This window comes from Rhodococcus sp. 14-2496-1d (genome assembly GCF_002259365.1).
Classification (GTDB): Bacteria; Actinomycetota; Actinomycetes; order Mycobacteriales; family Mycobacteriaceae; genus Rhodococcoides.
This window is the reverse complement of record NZ_NPFV01000029.1, coordinates 181872-202148: the sequence shown is the minus strand read 5'-3', so window position 1 is coordinate 202148 and position 20277 is coordinate 181872. Positions and strand designations below refer to the sequence as shown.

The 20277-nt window shown below is 65.4% G+C and carries 18 protein-coding genes; 13 read left to right on the top strand and 5 right to left on the bottom strand.

Going from position 1 to position 20277, the window contains the following annotated elements; translation table 11 throughout:
• Positions 1-17: 17 nt before the first annotated feature.
• The gene (locus CH296_RS22300; protein WP_094629986.1) at positions 18-830 is read right to left on the bottom strand and encodes a thioesterase family protein; all 813 of its coding nucleotides are present in this window, start codon (positions 828-830) and stop codon (positions 18-20) included.
• Complete coding sequence (locus tag CH296_RS22295; protein ID WP_094630092.1) at positions 827-1666, bottom strand: RecB family exonuclease; 840 nt, start codon at positions 1664-1666, stop codon at positions 827-829. The genes CH296_RS22300 and CH296_RS22295 overlap by 4 nt, the downstream gene beginning before the upstream one ends.
• Positions 1667-2024: 358 nt before the next feature.
• On the opposite strand from CH296_RS22295, the gene CH296_RS22290 reads away from it, so the two are divergent.
• Positions 2025-2891 carry a tRNA (adenine-N1)-methyltransferase gene (locus tag CH296_RS22290; RefSeq protein WP_045199744.1) on the top strand — a complete coding sequence of 289 codons (867 nt, stop codon included), beginning with the start codon at positions 2025-2027 and terminating at the stop codon, positions 2889-2891.
• A gap of 34 nt (positions 2892-2925) precedes the next feature.
• Here the strand turns inward: CH296_RS22290 and CH296_RS22285 are convergent, their stop codons facing one another.
• A complete protein-coding gene (locus CH296_RS22285) occupies positions 2926-3411 on the bottom strand; it encodes a hypothetical protein (protein ID WP_094685937.1) in 486 nt (161 codons plus the stop codon).
• A 184-nt stretch (positions 3412-3595) separates the two neighbouring features.
• Between CH296_RS22285 and arc the strand changes: the two genes are divergently transcribed.
• From arc to prcA, 5 genes are all read left to right on the top strand, one after another.
• Positions 3596-5359 (top strand): proteasome ATPase, encoded by a 1764-nt coding sequence (arc, locus tag CH296_RS22280; protein ID WP_045199741.1) that lies wholly within the window; start codon positions 3596-3598, stop codon positions 5357-5359.
• An 82-nt stretch (positions 5360-5441) separates the two neighbouring features.
• Positions 5442-6941, top strand: a complete 1500-nt coding sequence (dop, locus tag CH296_RS22275) for a depupylase/deamidase Dop (protein WP_032398070.1) — start codon at positions 5442-5444, stop codon at positions 6939-6941.
• Between the two features lie 194 nt (positions 6942-7135).
• Positions 7136-7330, top strand: a complete 195-nt coding sequence (locus CH296_RS22270) for a ubiquitin-like protein Pup (RefSeq protein ID WP_008716348.1) — start codon at positions 7136-7138, stop codon at positions 7328-7330.
• A complete protein-coding gene (prcB, locus tag CH296_RS22265) occupies positions 7327-8268 on the top strand; it encodes a proteasome subunit beta (protein ID WP_032398071.1) in 942 nt (313 codons plus the stop codon). Before CH296_RS22270 ends, prcB begins: the two co-directional genes overlap by 4 nt.
• The gene (gene prcA / locus CH296_RS22260; protein WP_032398072.1) at positions 8265-9038 is read left to right on the top strand and encodes a proteasome subunit alpha; all 774 of its coding nucleotides are present in this window, start codon (positions 8265-8267) and stop codon (positions 9036-9038) included. Before prcB ends, prcA begins: the two co-directional genes overlap by 4 nt.
• 33 nt (positions 9039-9071) lie before the next feature.
• On the opposite strand, the gene CH296_RS22255 is transcribed toward prcA, so the two are convergent.
• Positions 9072-10541, bottom strand: coding sequence for a bifunctional phosphatase PAP2/diacylglycerol kinase family protein (locus CH296_RS22255; protein ID WP_094629984.1), 1470 nt, complete (start codon positions 10539-10541; stop codon positions 9072-9074).
• A 98-nt stretch (positions 10542-10639) separates the two neighbouring features.
• On the opposite strand from CH296_RS22255, the gene pafA reads away from it, so the two are divergent.
• From pafA to CH296_RS22220, 7 genes are all read left to right on the top strand, one after another.
• Entirely contained in the window at positions 10640-11998 is a 1359-nt protein-coding gene (gene pafA, locus CH296_RS22250; protein ID WP_179277796.1) for a Pup--protein ligase, read from the top strand.
• 61 nt (positions 11999-12059) lie between these two features.
• Entirely contained in the window at positions 12060-13052 is a 993-nt protein-coding gene (locus tag CH296_RS22245) for a YafY family protein (RefSeq protein ID WP_032398075.1), read from the top strand.
• On the top strand, positions 13049-14044 hold the full coding sequence (locus CH296_RS22240; protein ID WP_094629982.1) for a YafY family protein: 996 nt from the start codon (positions 13049-13051) through the stop codon (positions 14042-14044). Before CH296_RS22245 ends, CH296_RS22240 begins: the two co-directional genes overlap by 4 nt.
• Positions 14045-14130: 86 nt before the next feature.
• Complete coding sequence (tatA, locus tag CH296_RS22235; RefSeq protein WP_032398077.1) at positions 14131-14397, top strand: Sec-independent protein translocase subunit TatA; 267 nt, start codon at positions 14131-14133, stop codon at positions 14395-14397.
• Between the two features lie 110 nt (positions 14398-14507).
• Positions 14508-15479 carry a twin-arginine translocase subunit TatC gene (tatC, locus tag CH296_RS22230; protein ID WP_094685774.1) on the top strand — a complete coding sequence of 324 codons (972 nt, stop codon included), beginning with the start codon at positions 14508-14510 and terminating at the stop codon, positions 15477-15479.
• Positions 15480-15506: 27 nt separating this feature from the next.
• Positions 15507-18281: an RNA helicase gene (locus CH296_RS22225; protein ID WP_045195196.1), complete on the top strand. Its 2775-nt coding sequence runs from the start codon at positions 15507-15509 to the stop codon at positions 18279-18281.
• Between the two features lie 94 nt (positions 18282-18375).
• A complete protein-coding gene (locus tag CH296_RS22220) occupies positions 18376-19269 on the top strand; it encodes a DUF4333 domain-containing protein (protein WP_094685773.1) in 894 nt (297 codons plus the stop codon).
• A 19-nt stretch (positions 19270-19288) separates the two neighbouring features.
• On the opposite strand, the gene CH296_RS22215 is transcribed toward CH296_RS22220, so the two are convergent.
• Positions 19289-20266 (bottom strand): 5'-3' exonuclease, encoded by a 978-nt coding sequence (locus CH296_RS22215; protein WP_094685936.1) that lies wholly within the window; start codon positions 20264-20266, stop codon positions 19289-19291.
• Positions 20267-20277: the final 11 nt, after the last annotated feature.

Genomic DNA, 20277 nt, shown 5'->3' with positions numbered 1-20277 from the left:
CCGATCGTTCTCGCTCGTCAGGTGCGACGCCGAACCAATACCGTCTGCGCGATGCGCCCGACCGGTCCCAGTTCATCGCTGAGCGTGCCTGCACACATGGCGATACCGTCGGGACCGGTGGAGGTCTCCGCCGAGACTCCTACCCATTCACCCTGCGGCACCCTGAATACGTGCACCGTCAGGTCGGTGTTCAAGAACGTCCATTCGTCGATCGGCAGTTTCGCGCCGATGCCGTTGGCGATATCCGCAATCGAGAAGAGTCGTTCCAGGGGCGTCATCGATTCACCCTGCACGAGAACGGGTGTGGGCCTGGCCCAGATCTCACCCGGTCCGTCGGCTCCGAGTCCGGTGAGGATCTTGAACTCGACGGCGTCGAGATAACCCGACGACCAGGTGCCACCGAAGGTGTAGTCGACACCGTCGCTCACCGGTCGCATCACCGGATCGCCCGAGTGAGCCACGTCGTCCGTCGGCGTGGTGCGCATACGCCATGCGCTGCCCCGGGCGACAGCGCGCGCAGTTCCCGAGGCACCGGCCGCCCAGAGTTCCGCCACGACGAGCTCGATGTTGGTACCGGGACGCTCCGTCCATGCTCGGATCTCGATGTCGCCGACCGGAACCGGTCCGAGGATGTCCACGGCCACCCGACTGATCCGGGTGTCCTCGCGCGCGTCGACGCGCTCGAGTGCACGGACCAACAGGGCGGACGGCGGTGCCCCGTGCTGCATCGTCGGTGCCCACAGGCTGACGGTGTGCTCGGTGGCGGTGACCCTCTCGTGGCCTTCACTGCCGACACCGGCGGGGACGAAGAAGGCGTTCGGAATCGTCACTGCTCGGCCACCGCAGAAGCCTGGGCCGTCTGCGGCCAACCCGGATACGGCGGGGGAGTGCCGCCGAACTCGGGGCACAGGGCCTGGTGGTCGCACCACTTGCACAGTGCGCCCTTCTTGGCGCGGAAGTCACCGGTCTCGCCTGCAGCCAGAATCGCTTTCCAGATGGCAGACAGCATGCGCTCGAACCTGCGCAGCTCGTCTTCGTCCGGAGCGTAGGTCAGTTCCTGCTTGTCGGCCAGATACATCAATTTCAGTTGCGCCGGAACGACGCCGCGCATGCGCATGATCATCAGGGCGTAGAACTTCATCTGGAACAGCGCCTTGGACTCGGTGAACTCCCGCGGTGCCCGACCGGTTTTGTAGTCGACGACGCGAATCATGCCGTTGGGTGCGACGTCGATTCGATCGATGAATCCCCGAAGCGGCGTGCCGTCGTCCAGATCGATCTCCACCCGTTGCTCGCAGGACTCGGGCTCGAAGTGAGTGGGGTCCTCGAGTTCGTAGTATCCGGCGACCAGAGCCCGAGCGCGATCGAGAAAAGCCGTCCGCTCGTCGGCCGGAACCAACGACTCGATGGCAGGCGACTGGGCAACCACTCGCTCCCACGCCGGATCCACCAGGTCGCGCGCAGTCGCCGGCACTCGGTCCTGCGCAGGCAACGCGTAGAGAGCCTCCAGTGCGGCATGCACCACAGTTCCCTTGACCTGAGCTTCGGTGGAGACCTCCGGAATGCGGTCGACCGCGCGAAAGCGGTAGAGGAGAGGACACTGCTTGAAATCGCCTGCGCGGGAGGGCGACAACGCCGGCGTGCTGCGGGGGCTCGGCACCGCCAGCGGCGGTCGCGCGCTGTCGCCGAGGTCGAGTAGAGGCAAGTCGATGGGCGTCGACACGGAAATACTCACGACTGCGAGACTATGCCGTTGGTCCGACATCTTCGGTCAAGGCCGTAGTCTGGCACGTCGAGTCGTCCCAGGTGTCGGACCAACAGGTCGGGCGTCGAACAGAGCAACGAAAGCAGGTTCCGCTGTGCCGTCCGATGATGCTGTGTCCTTCGGTGATTCCGCGTCCGCGGCGAGCGACGGTTCCGAGGTCGACGCGATCGTCGACGTTCCGGCTCCAGGTGCAGACGAGGTGGTCACCGCGACCGTCGACGAGATCGAACTCGACGACGCTACGACGATCGACGACCGGATGCCCGTCGAGCCGGTACCGACCGGACCCGCCCGCAGCGGTCCGTTCCGCGTCGGAGACCGAGTCCAGCTCACCGACGGCAAGGGCCGTCACTACACGGTGGTGCTCGAGGCGGGCAAGGAATTCCACACGCACCGGGGCGGGATCACCCACGACAAACTGCTCGGGGCCGACGAGGGCAGCGTCGTCACGTCCGTCAACGGCACCCCCTACCTCGCGCTTCGGCCGCTGTTGACCGACTACGTGCTGTCGATGCCGCGTGGCGCGCAGGTCATCTACCCCAAGGACGCAGCCCAGATCGTCCACGAGGGCGACATGTTCCCCGGAGCCCGCGTACTCGAGGCCGGTGCCGGATCGGGCGCTCTGACGTGCTCGCTGCTGCGTGCGGTGGGTACGGAAGGAACGGTCATCTCCTACGAGATCCGCCAGGACCATGCCGACTACGCGATCAAGAACGTCGAGACGTTCTTCGGCGAGCGGCCGTCCAACTGGCACCTGACGGTGGCCGACGTGGATCGGTTCGGTGTCGATCGACCGGGGGAGCAGGTGGATCGGGTGGTTCTCGACATGCTGGCCCCCTGGGACGCACTGCCCGCCGTATCGAAAGCTCTCGTTCCGGGCGGAGTGCTGTTGGTCTACGTCGCGACGGTGACGCAGCTGTCCAAGGTCGTCGAAGCCCTACGCGCACAGGAATGCTGGACCGAACCCCGTTCGTGGGAGTCGATGGTGCGCGGTTGGCACGTCGTGGGACTGGCGGTTCGGCCCGAGCATCGGATGCAGGGGCATACCGCATTCCTCGTGAGTGTTCGACGCCTCGCCGAGGGCACTGTCACGCCGAAGCCGCAGCGTCGATCCGGCAAGGGCTGACGATCGGCGTCGGCGGGGATTCCGACCTCTCGGTCTAGGCGCAGGGAGCCTGTCCCATTGCGAGAATCCGGCAGGTGCTGGCATCGGAGAGCTTCCAGTCGCCATCGATCAGCACCCAGGTCTGAGGGGCCGGAGCTGCCGTTCCCCGAGGGGTGGCGATCGCGACGTCGGCGGTCGACGTCTCGCCCTCGACCGTCGGTTCGGCGACCTCGAACGTGATCGCGCCGTAGTTCGCCAGGGCCGCGGTCATCGTTTCGAGGTTGGTCAGGCGTGCCTGCCCGTTCTCGACCGACGCCGCCTTCGTCGCCGCGTCGACGTTCGGGGCCACCAATTGCAGCAGAGATGCTTCGAGTTCACCGGATGTCGGCGGCGCGACGGCGGGCGCATCGGCTGCCGGAACGCTGCTCTCGGCGACCGACGTCGAATTGTGATCGGTCTGATCGGATTCATCGGCCGAGCTGCACCCGGCTACCGACATCACCGCCGTCGCGAGCGCGACAGCTACCGAGAAATTACGCATCTTCACTGGTGAAGCCCCTGATTCCGTGGTCGGTCCGCTGTTTGGTCAGGTGAGGCTAACATGAATTCGACCGACGCTCGGTGCGGTCGAGACGCAGTGCTCACACGTCCCGATCGTGGTGTCGGTCCGCACATTCGGGCCGGTGCCGGTAGCGTTGATAGATCGTCACTGGGAGGAGTCGCTCATGAGCTCAACAGACAATCCGGATGTGGCCGCGGCCAGAGCCGAACTGGACGCCGTGCGAGCCGAAGCTGCTTCGCTGCGCCGTCAACTGGGGGAGTCCCCCGAGCAGGTACGCGAACTCGAAGGTCGCGTCGATTCACTGTCTCTGCGCAACGCGAAACTGATGGACACCCTCAAAGAGGCGAGACAGCAGCTCATCGCGCTCCGGGAGGAGGTGGATCGCCTCGGCCAACCACCGAGCGGCTACGGCGTTCTGCTGAGCGTGTTCGAGGACGGCACGGTCGACGTGTTCACCTCGGGACGCAAGATGAGGCTGACGTGTTCACCGAACATCGAGGCCGATTCACTCGCACCGGGACAGACGGTGCGACTGAACGAAGCGTTGACCATCGTCGAGGCCTGCACCTTCGACCAGGTCGGCGAGATCAGCACTCTGCGTGAGCTTCTGGGCGACGGGTCGAGGGCACTCGTCGTCGGTCACGCCGACGAGGAACGAGTCGTGTGGCTGGCCAAGCCGTTGATCGACATGGTCAACGACGAGGGTCCGATCGACCCGGACGAACCGTCCCGCAAACTTCGCCCCGGCGACTCCTTGCTCGTCGACACCAAGGCCGGCTACGCCTTCGAACGTGTCCCCAAGGCCGAGGTGGAGGACCTGGTCCTCGAAGAGGTGCCGGACGTCGGATACGAGGACATCGGTGGCCTCGGGCGACAGATCGAGCAGATTCGCGACGCCGTCGAACTTCCGTTCCTGCACAAGGATCTGTTCCGCGAGTACTCCCTGCGTCCGCCCAAGGGTGTGCTGCTCTACGGCCCTCCCGGTTGTGGAAAGACGTTGATCGCCAAGGCCGTTGCCAATTCGTTGGCCAAGAAGATCGCCGAGGCCCGCGGGCAGGACGCCAAGGAAGCGAAGTCGTTCTTCCTCAACATCAAGGGCCCCGAACTGCTCAACAAGTTCGTCGGCGAGACCGAGCGGCACATCCGCATGATCTTCCAGCGCGCACGGGAGAAGGCGTCCGAGGGCACCCCGGTCATCGTGTTCTTCGACGAGATGGACTCGATCTTCCGAACCCGCGGTTCGGGCGTCTCGTCCGACGTCGAGACGACGGTCGTTCCGCAGCTGCTCGCCGAGATCGACGGCGTCGAGGGGCTGGAGAACGTCATCGTGATCGGTGCCTCCAACCGTGAGGACATGATCGACCCCGCGATCCTGCGGCCCGGTCGCCTGGACGTCAAGATCAAGATCGAGCGGCCCGACGCCGAATCGGCACAGGACATCTTCTCCAAGTACCTGACCGATTCGCTGCCGGTCAACGCCGACGACGTCGCGGAGTTCGCTGGAGACCGCGCAGCCTGCATCCGAGGGATGATCGACCGCGTCGTCGAGCGCATGTACGCCGAAAGCGACGACAACCGCTTCCTCGAGGTGACGTATGCCAACGGCGACAAGGAGGTTCTGTACTTCAAGGACTTCAACTCCGGGGCCATGATCCAGAACATCGTGGACCGCGCGAAGAAGTACGCCATCAAGTCGGTACTCGAAACCGGAAACAGCGGTCTGCGGATTCAGCATCTCTTCGACTCCATCGTCGACGAGTTCGCCGAGAACGAAGACCTGCCGAACACCACGAACCCGGACGACTGGGCTCGAATCTCCGGCAAGAAGGGCGAGCGGATCGTCTACATTCGCACGCTGGTCACCGGCAAGAACGCCAGCGCGAGCCGGGCGATCGACACCGAGGCCAACACCGGCCAGTACCTGTAGCTTCGTCGAACACCACTTTCGGGGCGCGTCCGCACAGGGCGCGCCCCGAAAGCGCTCTTCGGTCGACGTCTAGGCTCGACACATGCAGCGCATCATCGGTATCGAGGTCGAGTACGGCATTTCTTCGCCCACCGAACCCACCGCCAACCCGATCCTGACGTCGACCCAGGCAGTGCTCGCCTACGCGGCGGCCGCCGGAGTTCCCCGGGCCAAGCGCACGCGCTGGGACTACGAGGTCGAATCGCCTCTGCGTGACGCTCGCGGCTTCGACCTCGGACGCTTCAGTGGCCCCGCACCGGTGATCGACGCCGACGAGATCGGCGCAGCCAACATGATTCTCACCAACGGTGCTCGCCTGTACGTCGATCACGCCCACCCCGAGTACTCGGCTCCGGAGGTACGTGACCCGCTGGACGCAGTCATCTGGGACAAGGCAGGCGAGCGGGTGATGGAAGCCGCAGCCCGCCATGCGTCGAGCGTCCCGGGAGCGCCGCGCCTGCAGCTGTACAAGAACAACGTCGACGGTAAGGGCGCGTCGTACGGCACTCACGAGAACTACCTGATGTCGCGCGAGACGCCGTTCTCGGCGGTCATCGCGGGTCTGTCGCCGTTCTTCGCTTCGAGGCAGGTCATCACCGGGTCCGGACGCGTCGGAATCGGCCAGTCCGGCGACGAAGCAGGCTTCCAGCTCTCGCAGCGGGCGGATTACATCGAGGTGGAGGTGGGCCTCGAGACCACCCTCAAACGCGGCATCATCAACACGCGCGACGAACCGCACGCGGACGCGGACAAGTATCGCCGCCTGCACTGCATCATCGGCGACGCCAATCTCGCCGAGATGTCGACCTACCTCAAGGTCGGCACCACAGCGCTCGTGCTCGACATCATCGAAGCCGGCGTCGACCTGTCCGATCTGCAGCTGGCCAGGCCGGTGACCGCAGTCCATCAGATCAGCCACGATCCGACGCTGCGCAAGGCCGTCGCTCTCGCCGACGGCCGCGAACTGACCGGGCTTGCGCTGCAGCGGATCTACCACCAGCGCGTTGCCAAGTTCGTCGCTGCCGAGGGCAGTGACGATGCGCGCGCACTCGACGTGCTCGACAAGTGGGCCATGGTCCTCGACCTTCTCGAGCGGGATCCGATGGAGTGCGCCCATCTGCTGGACTGGCCCGCGAAACTGCGCCTGCTGGAGGGATTCCGCCAGCGCGAGGGGCTCGGGTGGTCGGCTCCGCGACTGCATCTGGTCGACCTGCAGTACTCCGATGTTCGGCTGGACAAAGGCCTGTACAACCGGCTGGTCGCTCGTGGGTCGATGGATCGACTGGTCACCGAACAGCAGGTGCTCGATGCCGTCGGCACGCCGCCGGAGGACACGAGGGCGTACTTCCGCGGCGAGTGCCTGCGCAAGTTCGGGGCAGACATCGCTGCGGCGAGCTGGGACTCGGTCATCTTCGATCTCGGCGGTGACTCCCTCGTTCGCATCCCGACTCTCGAGCCGCTCCGGGGCACCAAATCGCACGTCGGTGCACTGCTGGAGTCGGTCGACAGCGCCGCAGAGCTCGTCGATCAGCTCACCAACTGACGCACCCCGGGACCGACGCCGACCAAAGGCGGTGTCTTGTCGACCGGCGGAGTCGGTCAGTCGGTAGGGTAAAGGTCCGTGCACTTTCGGCGGAACGTTCGGTTGCACTTGCACATCCACGACGGTGCACCTCGGATCGACCGGTGAGAGTGCAGTAGATCTGTTTTCTCGATACACGGAGGAGGTCGGCGACTATGGCACAGGAGCAGACACGGCGCTCTGGCGGCGGCGACGACGATGAGGTTCCCGGCGACACCGGAGCCGGTGGTCAGGAACGACGCGAGAAGCTGGCCGAGGAGACCGACGACCTTCTCGACGAGATCGACGACGTGCTCGAGGAAAACGCCGAGGACTTCGTCCGCGCCTACGTTCAGAAGGGCGGCCAGTGACGGTGGATCGTTCGGACCCACGGTCGGCAGGCGACGGAACGGCGATCCCATTCGGGACGAGCAGCTCGTCGTTCTCCGATTATCTTCGTCGGCACGCCCCTCATCTGTTGCCCGAGAGCGGTATCGCGGCGGATCTGGCGACCAACACTGCGAACGGCGGCTCGGACAAGTCCGGGATCGCTCCACACGGGACGACGATCGTTGCACTGACCTACGCAGGCGGCGTTCTGATCGCGGGTGACCGGCGAGCCACGCAGGGCAATCTGATCGCCAACCGCGACATGCAGAAGGTCTACGTCACCGACGACTACTCCGCCGCGGGTATCGCCGGTACCGCGGGCATCGCGATCGAGCTGGTTCGGCTCTTCGCCGTCGAACTCGAGCACTACGAGAAGATCGAAGGCGTGCCGCTCACGTTCAACGGCAAGGCGAACAAGCTGTCGTCGATGGTGCGAAGCAACCTCGGTGCCGCGATGCAAGGGCTCGCCGCCGTCCCGTTGCTGGTCGGATTCGACATCGACATCTCGGACCCGGATCGAGCCGGACGCATCGTCTCCTACGACGTGGTCGGCGGGCGATACGAGGAGCGTTCGGGTTACCACGCCGTGGGATCGGGATCGTTGTTCGCCAAGTCCGCGCTCAAGAAGCTCTATCGCCCCGGAATGACCGAGGAGGAGGCGATTCGTGCAGCGGTGGAGTCGCTGTACGACGCCGCCGACGACGACTCGGCCACAGGCGGTCCTGACGTCACCCGCGGGATCTACCCGACGGCAGTTGCCATCACCAGTGTTGGGGCGGACGACGTTGCACACGAGAGGATTTCGGCTGCAGCTCGGTCGGTTCTCGCGGAGCGGACGGAGAGTGCAGCGCATTCCGGTGGTGCCGAGCACCACACTCGGGCCGGCCAGCAAGTGAGCGAAGGGGGTAGCGCACCATGACGATGCCGTACTACGCATCTGCCGAACAGATCATGCGCGATCGTTCGGAGTTGGCGCGCAAGGGAATCGGCCGCGGCCGCAGCGTCATCGTGCTGACGTATGCGGACGGGGTCCTCTTCGTCGCCGAGAACCGTTCGACCGCGTTGCACAAGGTGAGCGAACTCTACGACCGGATCGGCTTCGCGGCCGTGGGCAAGTACAACGAGTTCGAGAACCTGCGCAAGGCCGGTATCCAGCACGCCGATATCAAGGGCTACACCTACGATCGGCGCGACGTGACCGGCCGTTCGCTTGCCAAGACGTACGCGCAAGCACTCGGCACGATCTTCACCGAGCAGCTCAAGCCGTACGAGGTCGAGATCTGTGTCGCGGAGGTGTCGCACCAGGACGAGCCGATCGCCACGCAGCTCTACCGCATCACCTACGACGGATCCATCGTCGACGAGCAGGATTTCGTCGTCATGGGCGGGACGACCGAGCCGATCGTGGCCGCACTGAAGGACACCTATCGCGCCGGGCTGGACCTGGCAGACGCGGTACGTGTGGCCGTCGACGCACTCACGGCAGGCCCGACTGCGCCGCCCGCGGCGGGCGGCGAGCCGGAGAAGAAGGTTCTCGAGGTGTCGGCGCTCGAGGTCGCGGTGCTGGACCAGGCGCGGCCGCGACGAGCGTTCAGACGCATTGCCGGGGCTGCGCTGGAGGACATGTTGCCGGCGCCGACTGCAGCGGTCGAGACGGCACCCGACACCGAAGGTGCACCGCCGTCCTGACCGATGGTCCCGACACTCGTTCGGCCTCGCGCGCTATCGCTTTCGGTAGAGCGCGAGGCCGTTCTTGTCACTGGTGAACTCGAACCTTCGTCCGTCGCCCACCACTTCGCCGTCGGCCGCGAGGGCAACGGGGGCACCCTCCACCTCGACGGTCAACTCCTTCACCGCTCGACGGACGTAGGCGGGCGAGGACCCGAGGGTGCCGGTCAACGTTGCCCACAGCAGTCTGGTTCTGGACGCTTTCGGCTCGGACGGAAGAAACCGGACATCGAGGGTGCCGGTGTGAATACTGCTGCGAGACATGGGTACTTGGTCGGCCGGTACATAATTGCCGTTGCCGACGAAGAGCATCCAGACCGACTGCTCGGTGCCGTCGAGTCCGATGTTCAGTGGTTCCGCAGCCGCCAGGACCCGCGTCATCGCGATGGCGGCCGCGGGCCATTTGCCGATTCGGCGTTGCAACTTCTGACGTAGCCGAACCGAGTCGGGGTAGCCACCGAACGTTGCGGTGTTGACGAACGACACACTGCGGCCGTCGACGGACACCTCGGCGATGTCGACCAGTTCGGCGGTGCCCGCTTCCACGGCGGCAGCGGTGTCCTGCACGACGGTCAATCCGGTGTCGCGCGCGAAATGATTGAGGGTGCCACCCGGAAATGCTGCGAGCGGTAATCCGTTGCGCACCGCGGATGCGGCGACGCTGACCACGGTTCCGTCACCACCGCAGACACCGAGGGCACGTGGGGACGTGCTCCGAATGCGCTGCTCCAGTTGCTCGTTGAAGTCCTGATCGGGATTCGGCACGAACAGATCGGCATCGGGAAGTGCTCGACGGATCGCATCGGGCACCGCGTCCGAATCGGTGCCCGACCCCGGATTGACGAGTACCAGTAGCCCCCGGCCGCCCGGCAGTGGCTCGACCTGGACCGGGGAGCCGAGATCGGCAGGCTTTTCCGATCGCACGGCCCACCACCGACGAGTGGACAACGCGATGGCCGAGCCGAGAGCGGCGCCGGCGATGACGTCCGTCGGCCAGTGCACGCCCACGTGGACCCTCGAGTAACACACCGCGGCCGCAACGGGTGCCAGCAGCACGCCTGCGACGGGGGATTCGATCGCCACCGCTGTGACGAACGCAGCTGCGGACGCCGAGTGGCCCGAGGGAAACGACGACGACACCGGCGGAGCCAGAACCTGACGCAGGACGGGAACGGACTCGGAATCGGGACGAGTCCGCGGGAACAGCGGTTTGAGCAGCCCGTTCGCCACGGAGCTCGCACCGGCCAGCGCCACCAGCCCCCGGACGCCGCCGCGTCGGGCCGGGCCACCTGCGGCCACGAGAAGCGCAGCCGCCCCGAGCCACAGACGACCGTGATCGGCGGCGTTGCTCAGGGCACGCAGTCCACCGTCCGCTCTGCTCTGCCGCAGGGCGGCGCTTCGTGCCACCAGGGACAGATCCCACGCGTGGACGGCCGTTGAGATCGGGGTGCGCGTGGATGTCATGACGCCCAGCCTAGGCACGTGCGACGGCATCCTCACGGACGGACGACATCGGGGCGCTCCGACACATCGATCCGCGGGTTGCGTTGTAGTGTCGAAGTGTGCAGCGACGAATTATGGGCATCGAGACAGAGTTCGGTGTCACATGTACTTTCCACGGACATCGACGGCTGAGTCCGGACGAAGTGGCTCGCTATCTGTTCCGCCGAGTCGTTTCGTGGGGTCGCAGCTCGAATGTATTTCTGCGCAACGGAGCCCGCCTGTACCTCGACGTGGGCTCGCATCCCGAGTACGCCACCGCCGAGTGCGACAGTCTGTTGCAGCTGGTAACCCACGACCGCGCAGGCGAGCGGGTACTGGAAGACCTGCTGATCGACGCCGAGCAGCGCCTGGCCGAAGAGGGCATCGGGGGCGATATCTATCTGTTCAAGAACAACACCGACTCGGCGGGTAACTCCTACGGCTGCCACGAGAACTTTCTCGTCCACCGTGCCGGCGAGTTCTCCCGAATCTCGGACGTTCTGCTGCCGTTCCTGGTCACGCGTCAGTTGATCTGTGGCGCTGGCAAGGTGCTCCAGACGCCGAAGGCTGCGACGTTCTGCCTGTCGCAGCGCGCCGAGCACATCTGGGAAGGCGTCTCCTCGGCCACCACTCGTTCGCGGCCGATCATCAACACGCGCGACGAGCCGCACGCCGACGCCGAGAAGTACCGCCGACTGCACGTCATCGTGGGCGACTCGAACATGGCCGAGACCTCGACGATGCTCAAGGTCGGTACAGCAGCCCTCGTTCTCGAGATGATCGAGGCGGGCGTGTCCTTCCGAGATTTCGCGCTGGACAATCCGATTCGCGCAATCCGCGAGGTCAGTCACGATCTCACCGGACGTCGCCCCGTTCGACTCGCCGGGGGACGACAGGCCAGCGCCCTCGATATCCAGCGCGAGTACTACTCGCGAGCCGTCGAGCATCTCAAGACGCGCGAGCCGAACACTCAGGTGGAGCAGGTCGTCGACCTGTGGGGACGAACGCTCGACGCCATCGAGACACAGGATTTCGCGAAGGTGGACACCGAGATCGACTGGGTCATCAAACGCAAACTGTTCCAGCGTTACCAGGACCGTTACTCGATGGAGCTGTCCGATCCCAAGATCGCTCAGCTGGACCTGGCCTACCACGACATCAAGCGCGGCCGCGGAGTGTTCGATCTGCTGCAGCGCAAGGGTCTGGCCAAGCGAGTCACCGAGGACGAGCAGATCGACGAGGCCGTCGATCTGCCGCCGCAGACCACCAGGGCCAAGCTGCGCGGAGAATTCATCACGGCCGCTCAGGAAGCGGGTCGCGACTTCACCGTCGACTGGGTACACCTGAAGTTGAACGACCAGGCTCAGCGAACCGTGCTCTGCAAAGACCCGTTCCGATCGGTCGACGAGCGAGTGGAACGGTTGATCGCGTCGATGTAGTGCCGGACGCAGTCGGGTCGTTACCGCTGCGTCCACCGGTGAGCAACTAGGCTCGACTGTCGTGGCCACCACCAAAGTCGAACGCCTGATGAATCTGGTCATCTGTCTGCTGTCGACACGTCAGTTCCTGACCGCGGAGTGGATCCGCGAGAGCGTTGCCGGATACGACGACTCCACCAGCCACGAAGCGTTCAGCAGAATGTTCGAGCGAGACAAGAACGAACTGCGTGACCTCGGTGTCCCGTTGGAAACCGGTACCGCCACCAGGTTCGGCGGCGTCGAGGGCTATCGCATCAACCGCGATGCCTACGAACTTCCCGACATCGACCTCACCAGCGAGGAATCGGCCGCCGTCGCAGTAGCGGTCAAACTGTGGGAATCGCCGGAGCTCACCTCGGCGGCACAGAGTGCGTTGCTCAAACTCCGCGCCGCCGGAATTCAGGTCGACCAGAACGAGTCCGCCGCAGCGGTGACCGCGGTTCCCGCCCGTACCCGAGGCTCCGAACCCGCCCTGGGTGCCCTGCTGGCCGCGATCGACGACGGAAAGTCGGTACGGTTCCAACACCGCCCGTCGTTGACCGAGCCGTTCACCACCCGAACCGTCGAGCCGTGGGGCGTCGTGACGTTTCGCGGCCGCTGGTATCTGGTGGGGCACGACGTGGACCGCGACGACACCCGCACGTTTCGCCTGTCCCGAATCGGCGACGAGGTCAAGTCGTTCGGCACCCCGCAGAGCGTCCGCAAGCCCGACGGTGTCGATCTGCAGGAGATCGTCCGCCGAGTGGCGGGCACGTCCTCGGTATCGGGCACGGCCCGAGTGTGGCTGCAGGACGGAAGGGCGCTGGAATTGCGCAGAATGGGAACGGTGGTGGGCGTGCAGAGTCTCGGCACCCGAAGCGGCACGGTCGTCGAGGTGCCCGTGCGGTCCTGGGATTGGGTCTCGCGGTTGATCGCCGGTCACGGCGCGGATGCGGTGGTTCTCGAACCCGCGGAATTGCGCGCCGACGTGATCTCGACCCTGCAGACAGCGGCCGACGTGGAGAACCAGCGATGAGCGCACGACTGTCGGTTCGGCTGGCCAGGTTGCTCAACATGGTGCCGTTCTTCATGGCCAATCCCGGCTTGAGTGCCGAGGAGGCCGCGCGTGAGCTGGGGGTGTCGACGGCGACGTTGATGGCCGATCTCAATCAGCTCTGGATGTGTGGTCTGCCCGGTTACGGTCCGGGTGATCTCATCGATCTGTCGTTCTCCGAGGAGAGCATCGACGTCACGTTCTCGGCCGGAATCGATCGACCGCTGCGCCTGACGTCGACCGAGGCGACGGCCCTGTTGGTTGCGCTTCGATCCCTGACGTCCATGCCCGGCATGGTCGACCCGTCCGCCGCTCAGCGCGCAATCGCGAAGATCGAGACCGCAGCGGGCTCGGCTGCGGCCAACGTGCCGCTCTCGTCGGATCACGACAGCGCAGGTGCCGAGGAGGGACCGGTCTCGAGTACCGTTCGTTCTGCGCTGCGTCACCGGCATGCCCTGCAGCTGACCTACTACTCCGCATCGCGGGATGTCGTCACCGAACGGACCGTGGACCCGATCAGGACGGTCGTCGTCGACGACAACAGTTACGTCCAGGCGTGGTGCCGAAGCGCCGAGGGAGTGCGGCTGTTCCGATTCGACCGCATCGACTCGGCAACCGAACTCGACGAACCCGCCGCGCCTCCGGAATCGGTGCAGGACGAGGACGCCTTCGAGATCTTCAACGACGATCCCTCGCTTTCGCAGGCGCGGCTGAAGGTGTCGCCCTCCTTCACCTGGATTCTGGACTACTACCCGATGACGCAGGTCGCCGCGGATGCCGACGGTTCCATCGTGGTCACGATGAGGTTCGCGACGCTGCAGTGGATGACTCGATTGACCTTGGGCTTCGGCGGCGGCGTCACGGTACTGGCACCTGAATCCTTGGTGAACTCCGTCCGCGATCGTGCCCGCTCGGCCCTGGATGCGTATGCCGAGCTCGATGCCACCAGCGCGGACGGCACCGTCCCCACGTGAACACGGGGCAAACCGACACCCGCTGCTGCCGGAGGCGATGCCCGCGGTCGGGTACGCTCGATTCATCTGATCTGTAGGAGGTTCGCATGGGATTCACCAGTCCTTGGCACTGGGCCATCGTTGCGGTGGTCGTCATCATTCTGTTCGGTTCCAAGAAGCTGCCCGAGGCTGCTCGCGGACTCGGCCGGTCGTTGCGCATCTTCAAGAGCGAGGTGAAGGAGATGCAGAACGACGGCAAGTCCGACGCCGACACCGCGACGGCGCAGCAGCCGACCGCTCCCGCTCAGCTGCCTTCGCCTGCGCCTGTCGTGCAGCCGAACACCGAGACCCAGCACGACGCGAAGTCTGCCTGAGCGCACGGCCGCTCAGCACACCTTCGGTGCCAGGTGGCACCGAAGGTTCACTGCTGTCGGTGACGGCTCCGCGCCGTCGTCCGACCGAAGAAGGCTGACCGTAGAACACCATGCGCATTCCGTTCGATCCGCGGCGTAGCAAGCGCCGAGTCAATCCCGACGGCACGATGTCGTTGGTCGATCACCTGTACGAGCTGCGAACCCGGCTCCTGTGGTCGTTGGTCGCCGTCGCGCTGACGACTGCTTTCGGGTTCTTCTGGTACTCGCACACCATCGTCGGCGTCGAGAGCCTCGGCGACCTCCTACGAGGTCCCTACTGCACGCTCGATCCGAGCCTCCGCGCGAATCTGAGCAACGACGACCAGTGTCGTCTGCTGGCGACCGGGCCGTTCGATCAGTTCCTGTTGCGATTCAAGGTCGCGTTCACCGCCGGTGTCGTCCTGGCCTGTCCCATCTGGCTGTATCAGATCTGGGCGTTCATCACCCCGGGTCTGTACGCGAACGAACGTCGATACGCGGTCTCGTTCGTGACCGGAGCCGCGGTGCTGTTCGTCACCGGAGCCGTCCTGGCCTACTTCGTGGTGGCCAAGGGCCTGCACTTCCTGCTCTCGATCGGTGACAACGTCCAGATCACCGCGCTCAGCGGTGACCAGTACTTCGGATTCCTGATCAACCTCCTCATCATCTTCGGCGTCAGCTTCGAGATTCCGTTGCTGGTCGTCGCCCTGAATTTCGTCGGCGTACTCACCTACGAGCGACTCAAGGCGTGGCGTCGAGGTCTCATCTTCGGGCTGTTCGTCTTCGCGGCCATCGCGACTCCGGGGCAGGACCCTTTCTCGATGCTGGCCTTGGCCTTGGCGTTGACGGTGCTCTTCGAGATGGCAGTGCAGATTGCGCGGATTCACGACAAGCGTAAGTTGCGCAAGAGAAGAGACGAATGGGGTGATGTGTCAGATGACGAAGCAACGCGCATCGACGGCGCAAGTTCGATCGAGTCACCGGATGCCGTCGCTCCGACACCGCCGTCCAGCGGCTTCGGTACCGCGACCCGAGTGCAGGCACAGTACGACGACACGATCTGAGCGCGGCCGAACCGTCGGGTCGATCGCATGACCGAGCCGATCGTCGATACGGGGACGAGCCCCCGACCCACCCAGCTGCAACGCTTTTCGTCCGAACTCGGTTTCCCGCTCGATCGGTTCCAGGTGGACGCGTGTACGGCACTCGAGAACGGTCACGGCGTTCTGGTCTGCGCCCCCACCGGTGCAGGCAAGACCGTCATCGGCGAATTCGCGGTGCACCTGGCGCTCGCCGCCGGGCGCAAGTGCTTCTACACCACCCCGATCAAGGCGCTCAGCAACCAGAAGTTCGCCGAGCTGACCGCGCGGTACGGGCGTGACACGGTCGGGCTGCTGACCGGAGACTCGTCGATCAACCCCGATGCCCCCATCGTCATAATGACGACCGAAGTGCTGCGCAACATGCTCTACGCATCCTCGGACGCATTGCGAGGTCTCTCGCACGTCGTCATGGACGAGGTGCACTACCTCGCCGACCGTTTCCGAGGCGCGGTGTGGGAAGAGGTCATCCTGCACCTGTCCGACGACGTTCGACTGGTCAGCCTCTCGGCCACGGTGAGCAACGCCGAGGAGTTCGGTGCCTGGATGAGCACGGTCCGCGGAGACACCTCGGTCGTGGTCGACGAGAACCGCCCAGTACCCCTGTCGCAGCACATCATGGTGGGTCGCCGATTGTTCGATCTGTTCGACACGCGAGCCCAGTCGGCGGACGGCAGTCAGAAGATCGTCGTCGATCGGGAACTCGTACGACACGTCAAACAACGTCAGTCCCTCGACTCGATGGACCGCTGGCATGCACCACACAGCAGAGGCCGAGGCGGTCGGGCAGGCGGCGGAGGTCGCGGTGGCGGTCACGGCAGCGGAGCGAACAACCGCCCACTGGCCCGACCCGATGTGATCGCCAAACTCGACGAAGAAGGTCTGCTCCCGGCGATCACATTCATCTTCAGCCGCGCAGGCTGTGACGGCGCGCTGACCCAGTGCATGCGTTCGCGGCTGGTGCTGACCACGCCCGAGCAGGCCGAGGAGATTCGGTACATCGTCGAGAAGCACACCTCGGAGCTGCCACGCGAGGACCTGGAGGTCCTGGGCTTCTGGGAGTGGCGCGACGCGCTCGAGCGTGGATTCGCCGCTCACCACGCCGGGATGTTGCCGGTCTTTCGGCATACCGTCGAGGAGTTGTTCGTCAAGGGCCTGGTCCGGGCGGTCTTCGCCACCGAGACGTTGGCTCTCGGGATCAACATGCCTGCTCGAACCGTCGTGCTCGAGAAGCTGGTCAAGTTCAACGGTGAGACACACGCCGAGTTGACGCCGGGGGAGTACACCCAGCTGACCGGCCGGGCCGGACGGCGCGGTATCGATGTCGAGGGGCATGCCGTCGTGCTGTGGCAGCCCGGTACGGAGCCGACCGAGGTCGCCGGTCTGGCGTCGACCCGCACTTTCCCGCTGCGCAGTTCGTTCGCGCCGGCATACAACATGTCGATCAACCTGATCGAACAGTTCGGTGCGGCCGATTCGCGTCTGTTGCTCGAACGGTCATTCGCCCAGTTCCAGGCCGACCGGTCCGTCGTCGGGATGGTGCGCGGCATCGAGAAGAACATGCAGACGTTGGAGGCGCTCGGGGCACGCCTCGGCGGCCCCGACGGCGAGTATTTCGAGTATGCGCGGCTGCGTGAGCGGCTCAAGGATCGTGAGAAGACCCTCGAACGCCAGAACAGGTCCGATCGACGGGACAAGGCAGTCGATTCACTCCGTGCCTTGCGGCGCGGCGACGTGATCTCGGTGCCGACCGGTCGCCGCAGCGGTCTTGCGGTGGTCCTGGAGGCGGATGACGACCGGGCCGATCCGCGGCCGCTCGTACTGACCGAGGACAAATGGGCCGGGCGGCTTTCGGCAGCGGACTTCCCTTCGCCTGCAACGTCTTTGGGCACCATGCGCCTTCCGCGCTTCGTCGATCATCGCACCGCCAAGACCCGGCGCGATCTCGCGGCCGCCCTGGTCACACGCGGAATCTCGCAGCCGTCGGACCGAGTCCGCCGCAAATCGACCGCAGCGGACGACAAGGAACTGGCCACGCTTCGGAGAGCCATTCGATCGCATCCGGTGCACGCGCGCCCCGATCGCGACGAGCTCGGCCGCACCGGTGAGCGCTACAACCGGCTGGCTCGGGAGACCGAAACGATGCGCCAGAAGGTATCGGCGACGACGAACTCCCTCGCCCGAACGTTCGACCGTATCCTGGCGTTGCTCGCCGACCGCGGGTACGTGACGGCAGGCAAGGATCCGAAGGTCACCGACGACGGCGCACGGCTGAGTCGGATCTATTCGGAGTCCGACCTCCTGGTCGCCGAATGCCTGCGCGGCGGCCTGTGGCAAGGCCTTTCTCCGGCAGAGTTGGCGGCGGTGGTCTCGGCGGTGGTCTACGAGTCCAGGTCGGAGGGCGATATCACTCCGCACGGTCCGACGGGTCCGATTCGACACGCGCTGACCGAGACGGTGCGGGTGTGGCACGAGTTGAGGTCCGACGAAGTTCGGCACAAGCTTCCGCCGACGAGAGAGCCCGACATGGGATTCGTGAAGGCGATCTACAAGTGGGCGTCGAACCATTCGTTGGTCGATGCTCTCGTCACCGCGGGCGACAACGGCAAAGCACTGTCGGGCGGAGACTTCGTGCGCTGGTGTCGGCAGGTGATCGACCTGTTGGATCAGGTTCGGCTCGCGGCCCCGGAGCCGGAACTCTCGCGCACTGCGGCGCGGGCGATCGCGGCTCTGCGCCGCGGTGTGGTCGCCGTCGATGCCGCATGACAGGAGCGAATCGGACTGCCGGGTCGGTACAGCGGAGAGTCGTACGGGCGGGATACTGTACCCCCGACGAATCCGAATTTTCAGTGGAGGCGAGATGAGCGGCCCATACGGTCCGACCGATCCGGACAACAGCTGGTCGCGCAAGCCCGATCAGCAGGACGGTGCCGCGAACGACACGCCGGAGACGCAACCCGGCGGCCCCTCGGCCGATCAACCGACGCCGTCGGCGTGGGGTCAGTACGGACAGCCGCCGGCCACGCCGTACGGGCAGAGCCCGCAGCAGCCCGGCGGCCAGTACCCGCAGGGGCAGTATCCCCAGGGCCAGTACCCATCTGCCGGCTACCCGCAGGGTCAATACCCCCAGGCCCCGAACGCGCAGGGTGGCTACCCCCAGGGCACGAATCCGCAGGGCGGCTACCCCCAGGGCCAGAACCCCACCGGTCAGTATCCGGCCGGTCAGTATCCGGCCGGTCAGCAGTACGGCGCGCCCTATCCCGGTGCCGGCGTGCCTGCTTCGGGCGATGCGGCCTACCAGAACCCCTACGCACCACAGCAATTCGGTGGTGGGCAGTACGGACAAGGGCAGTACGGACAGCCGCCGCAGCAGCCCTGGAATCCCAACCAGCCGTATCCGAATCAGCAATACCCGAATCAGCAGGGGCCAGGGCGGGCCGGATCACAGTCCAAGAAGCCTCTGATCATCGCGGGTGCCGTCGTCGCCGTGGTCGCAGTGATCGCTGTGGTGTTGTTCTTCGCCTTCGGCCGCACGACCACCCTCGATACCGCGGCGGCCGAGGAGGGCATTCGCACGGTCGTCACCGAGTCCTACGGGGCGTCCGACGTCTCCGGTGTGTCCTGCCCCCAGAACATCGAGGTCAAGGCAAAGACCAGTGTCGATTGCACCCTGACGGTCGACGGTGCGTTCAAGACGGTGACGTTGACCTTCCTCGACGACGACGCCAACTACGAGGTCTCCCTACCCAAGTAGTCCCGCGTCGGTCGGCCGTTCAGGCTGTCGAGGCCGTGGCCGCCATGGCAGCGACGAGGCGGGCCACGGCGTTCTCGATACCGAGGGTTTCGGCGAGTGTGTTCAGCGCGTCGAGATCGGCGGGCTCGGCCGGAATCTCGTCGGATTTCGACAGGACGACATCGGCGTCGGTGACAACTCGGACGACGGGAAGTGCGGCGTCCAGGTACTCACTCGCATTGGCCAGCTTCGCCCGGATGCCCTTGGCCATGTCCGATGCTGGGTCGAGGGCCGCAGCGCGCAACGCAGCGACGGATTCGTAGTTCAGCATCAACGTCGATGCCGTCTTCTCACCGATCCCTTTGACACCGGGCAGGCCGTCCGAGGCATCGCCGCGCAGCAGGGCGAGTTCCGCGTACGCCGCACCCGCTCGATGAAGCGGAACACCGTAGCGCTCGGAAACCAGTGCGGGATCGAACAATTCGGCCTTGGCCAAACCGCGTCCCACGTACAGAACGCGCACCTCGTTCGGTTCGTCCGCGGCGACCTGAAGTAGATCCCTGTCCCCGCTGACCACGACCACCGGGTCCTGACGCTCGCGTGCTGCCAGGGTTCCCAGCACGTCGTCGGCTTCGAGACCGTCTGCGCCTGCGGTCGCGATCCCCAATGCGGCGAGCACATCCATGATCATGTCCACCTGTGGTGTCAGTGTCTCCGGAACTTCTTCGCTCTCGGCGACCTCCGGGGCAGCGTCGGCAACACGATGCGCCTTGTAGGACGGCACGAGGTCGACGCGGAACTGTGGGCGCCAGTCGAGATCGAGGCACACAGCGAGTCGGCTGGGTTCGGTGCGCGCAATCAACGCCGAGATCATGTCGAGGAAGCCGCGAACGGCATTGACGGGTCGCCCGTCGGGGGCCGTAATCGACTCGGGCAGTGCGTAGTAGGCCCTGAACCACAGGCTCGCACCGTCGAGGAGCAGCAACGGAGACTTTCCGGGGGCGGTCATGGGGCTCATCTTGCCGTACG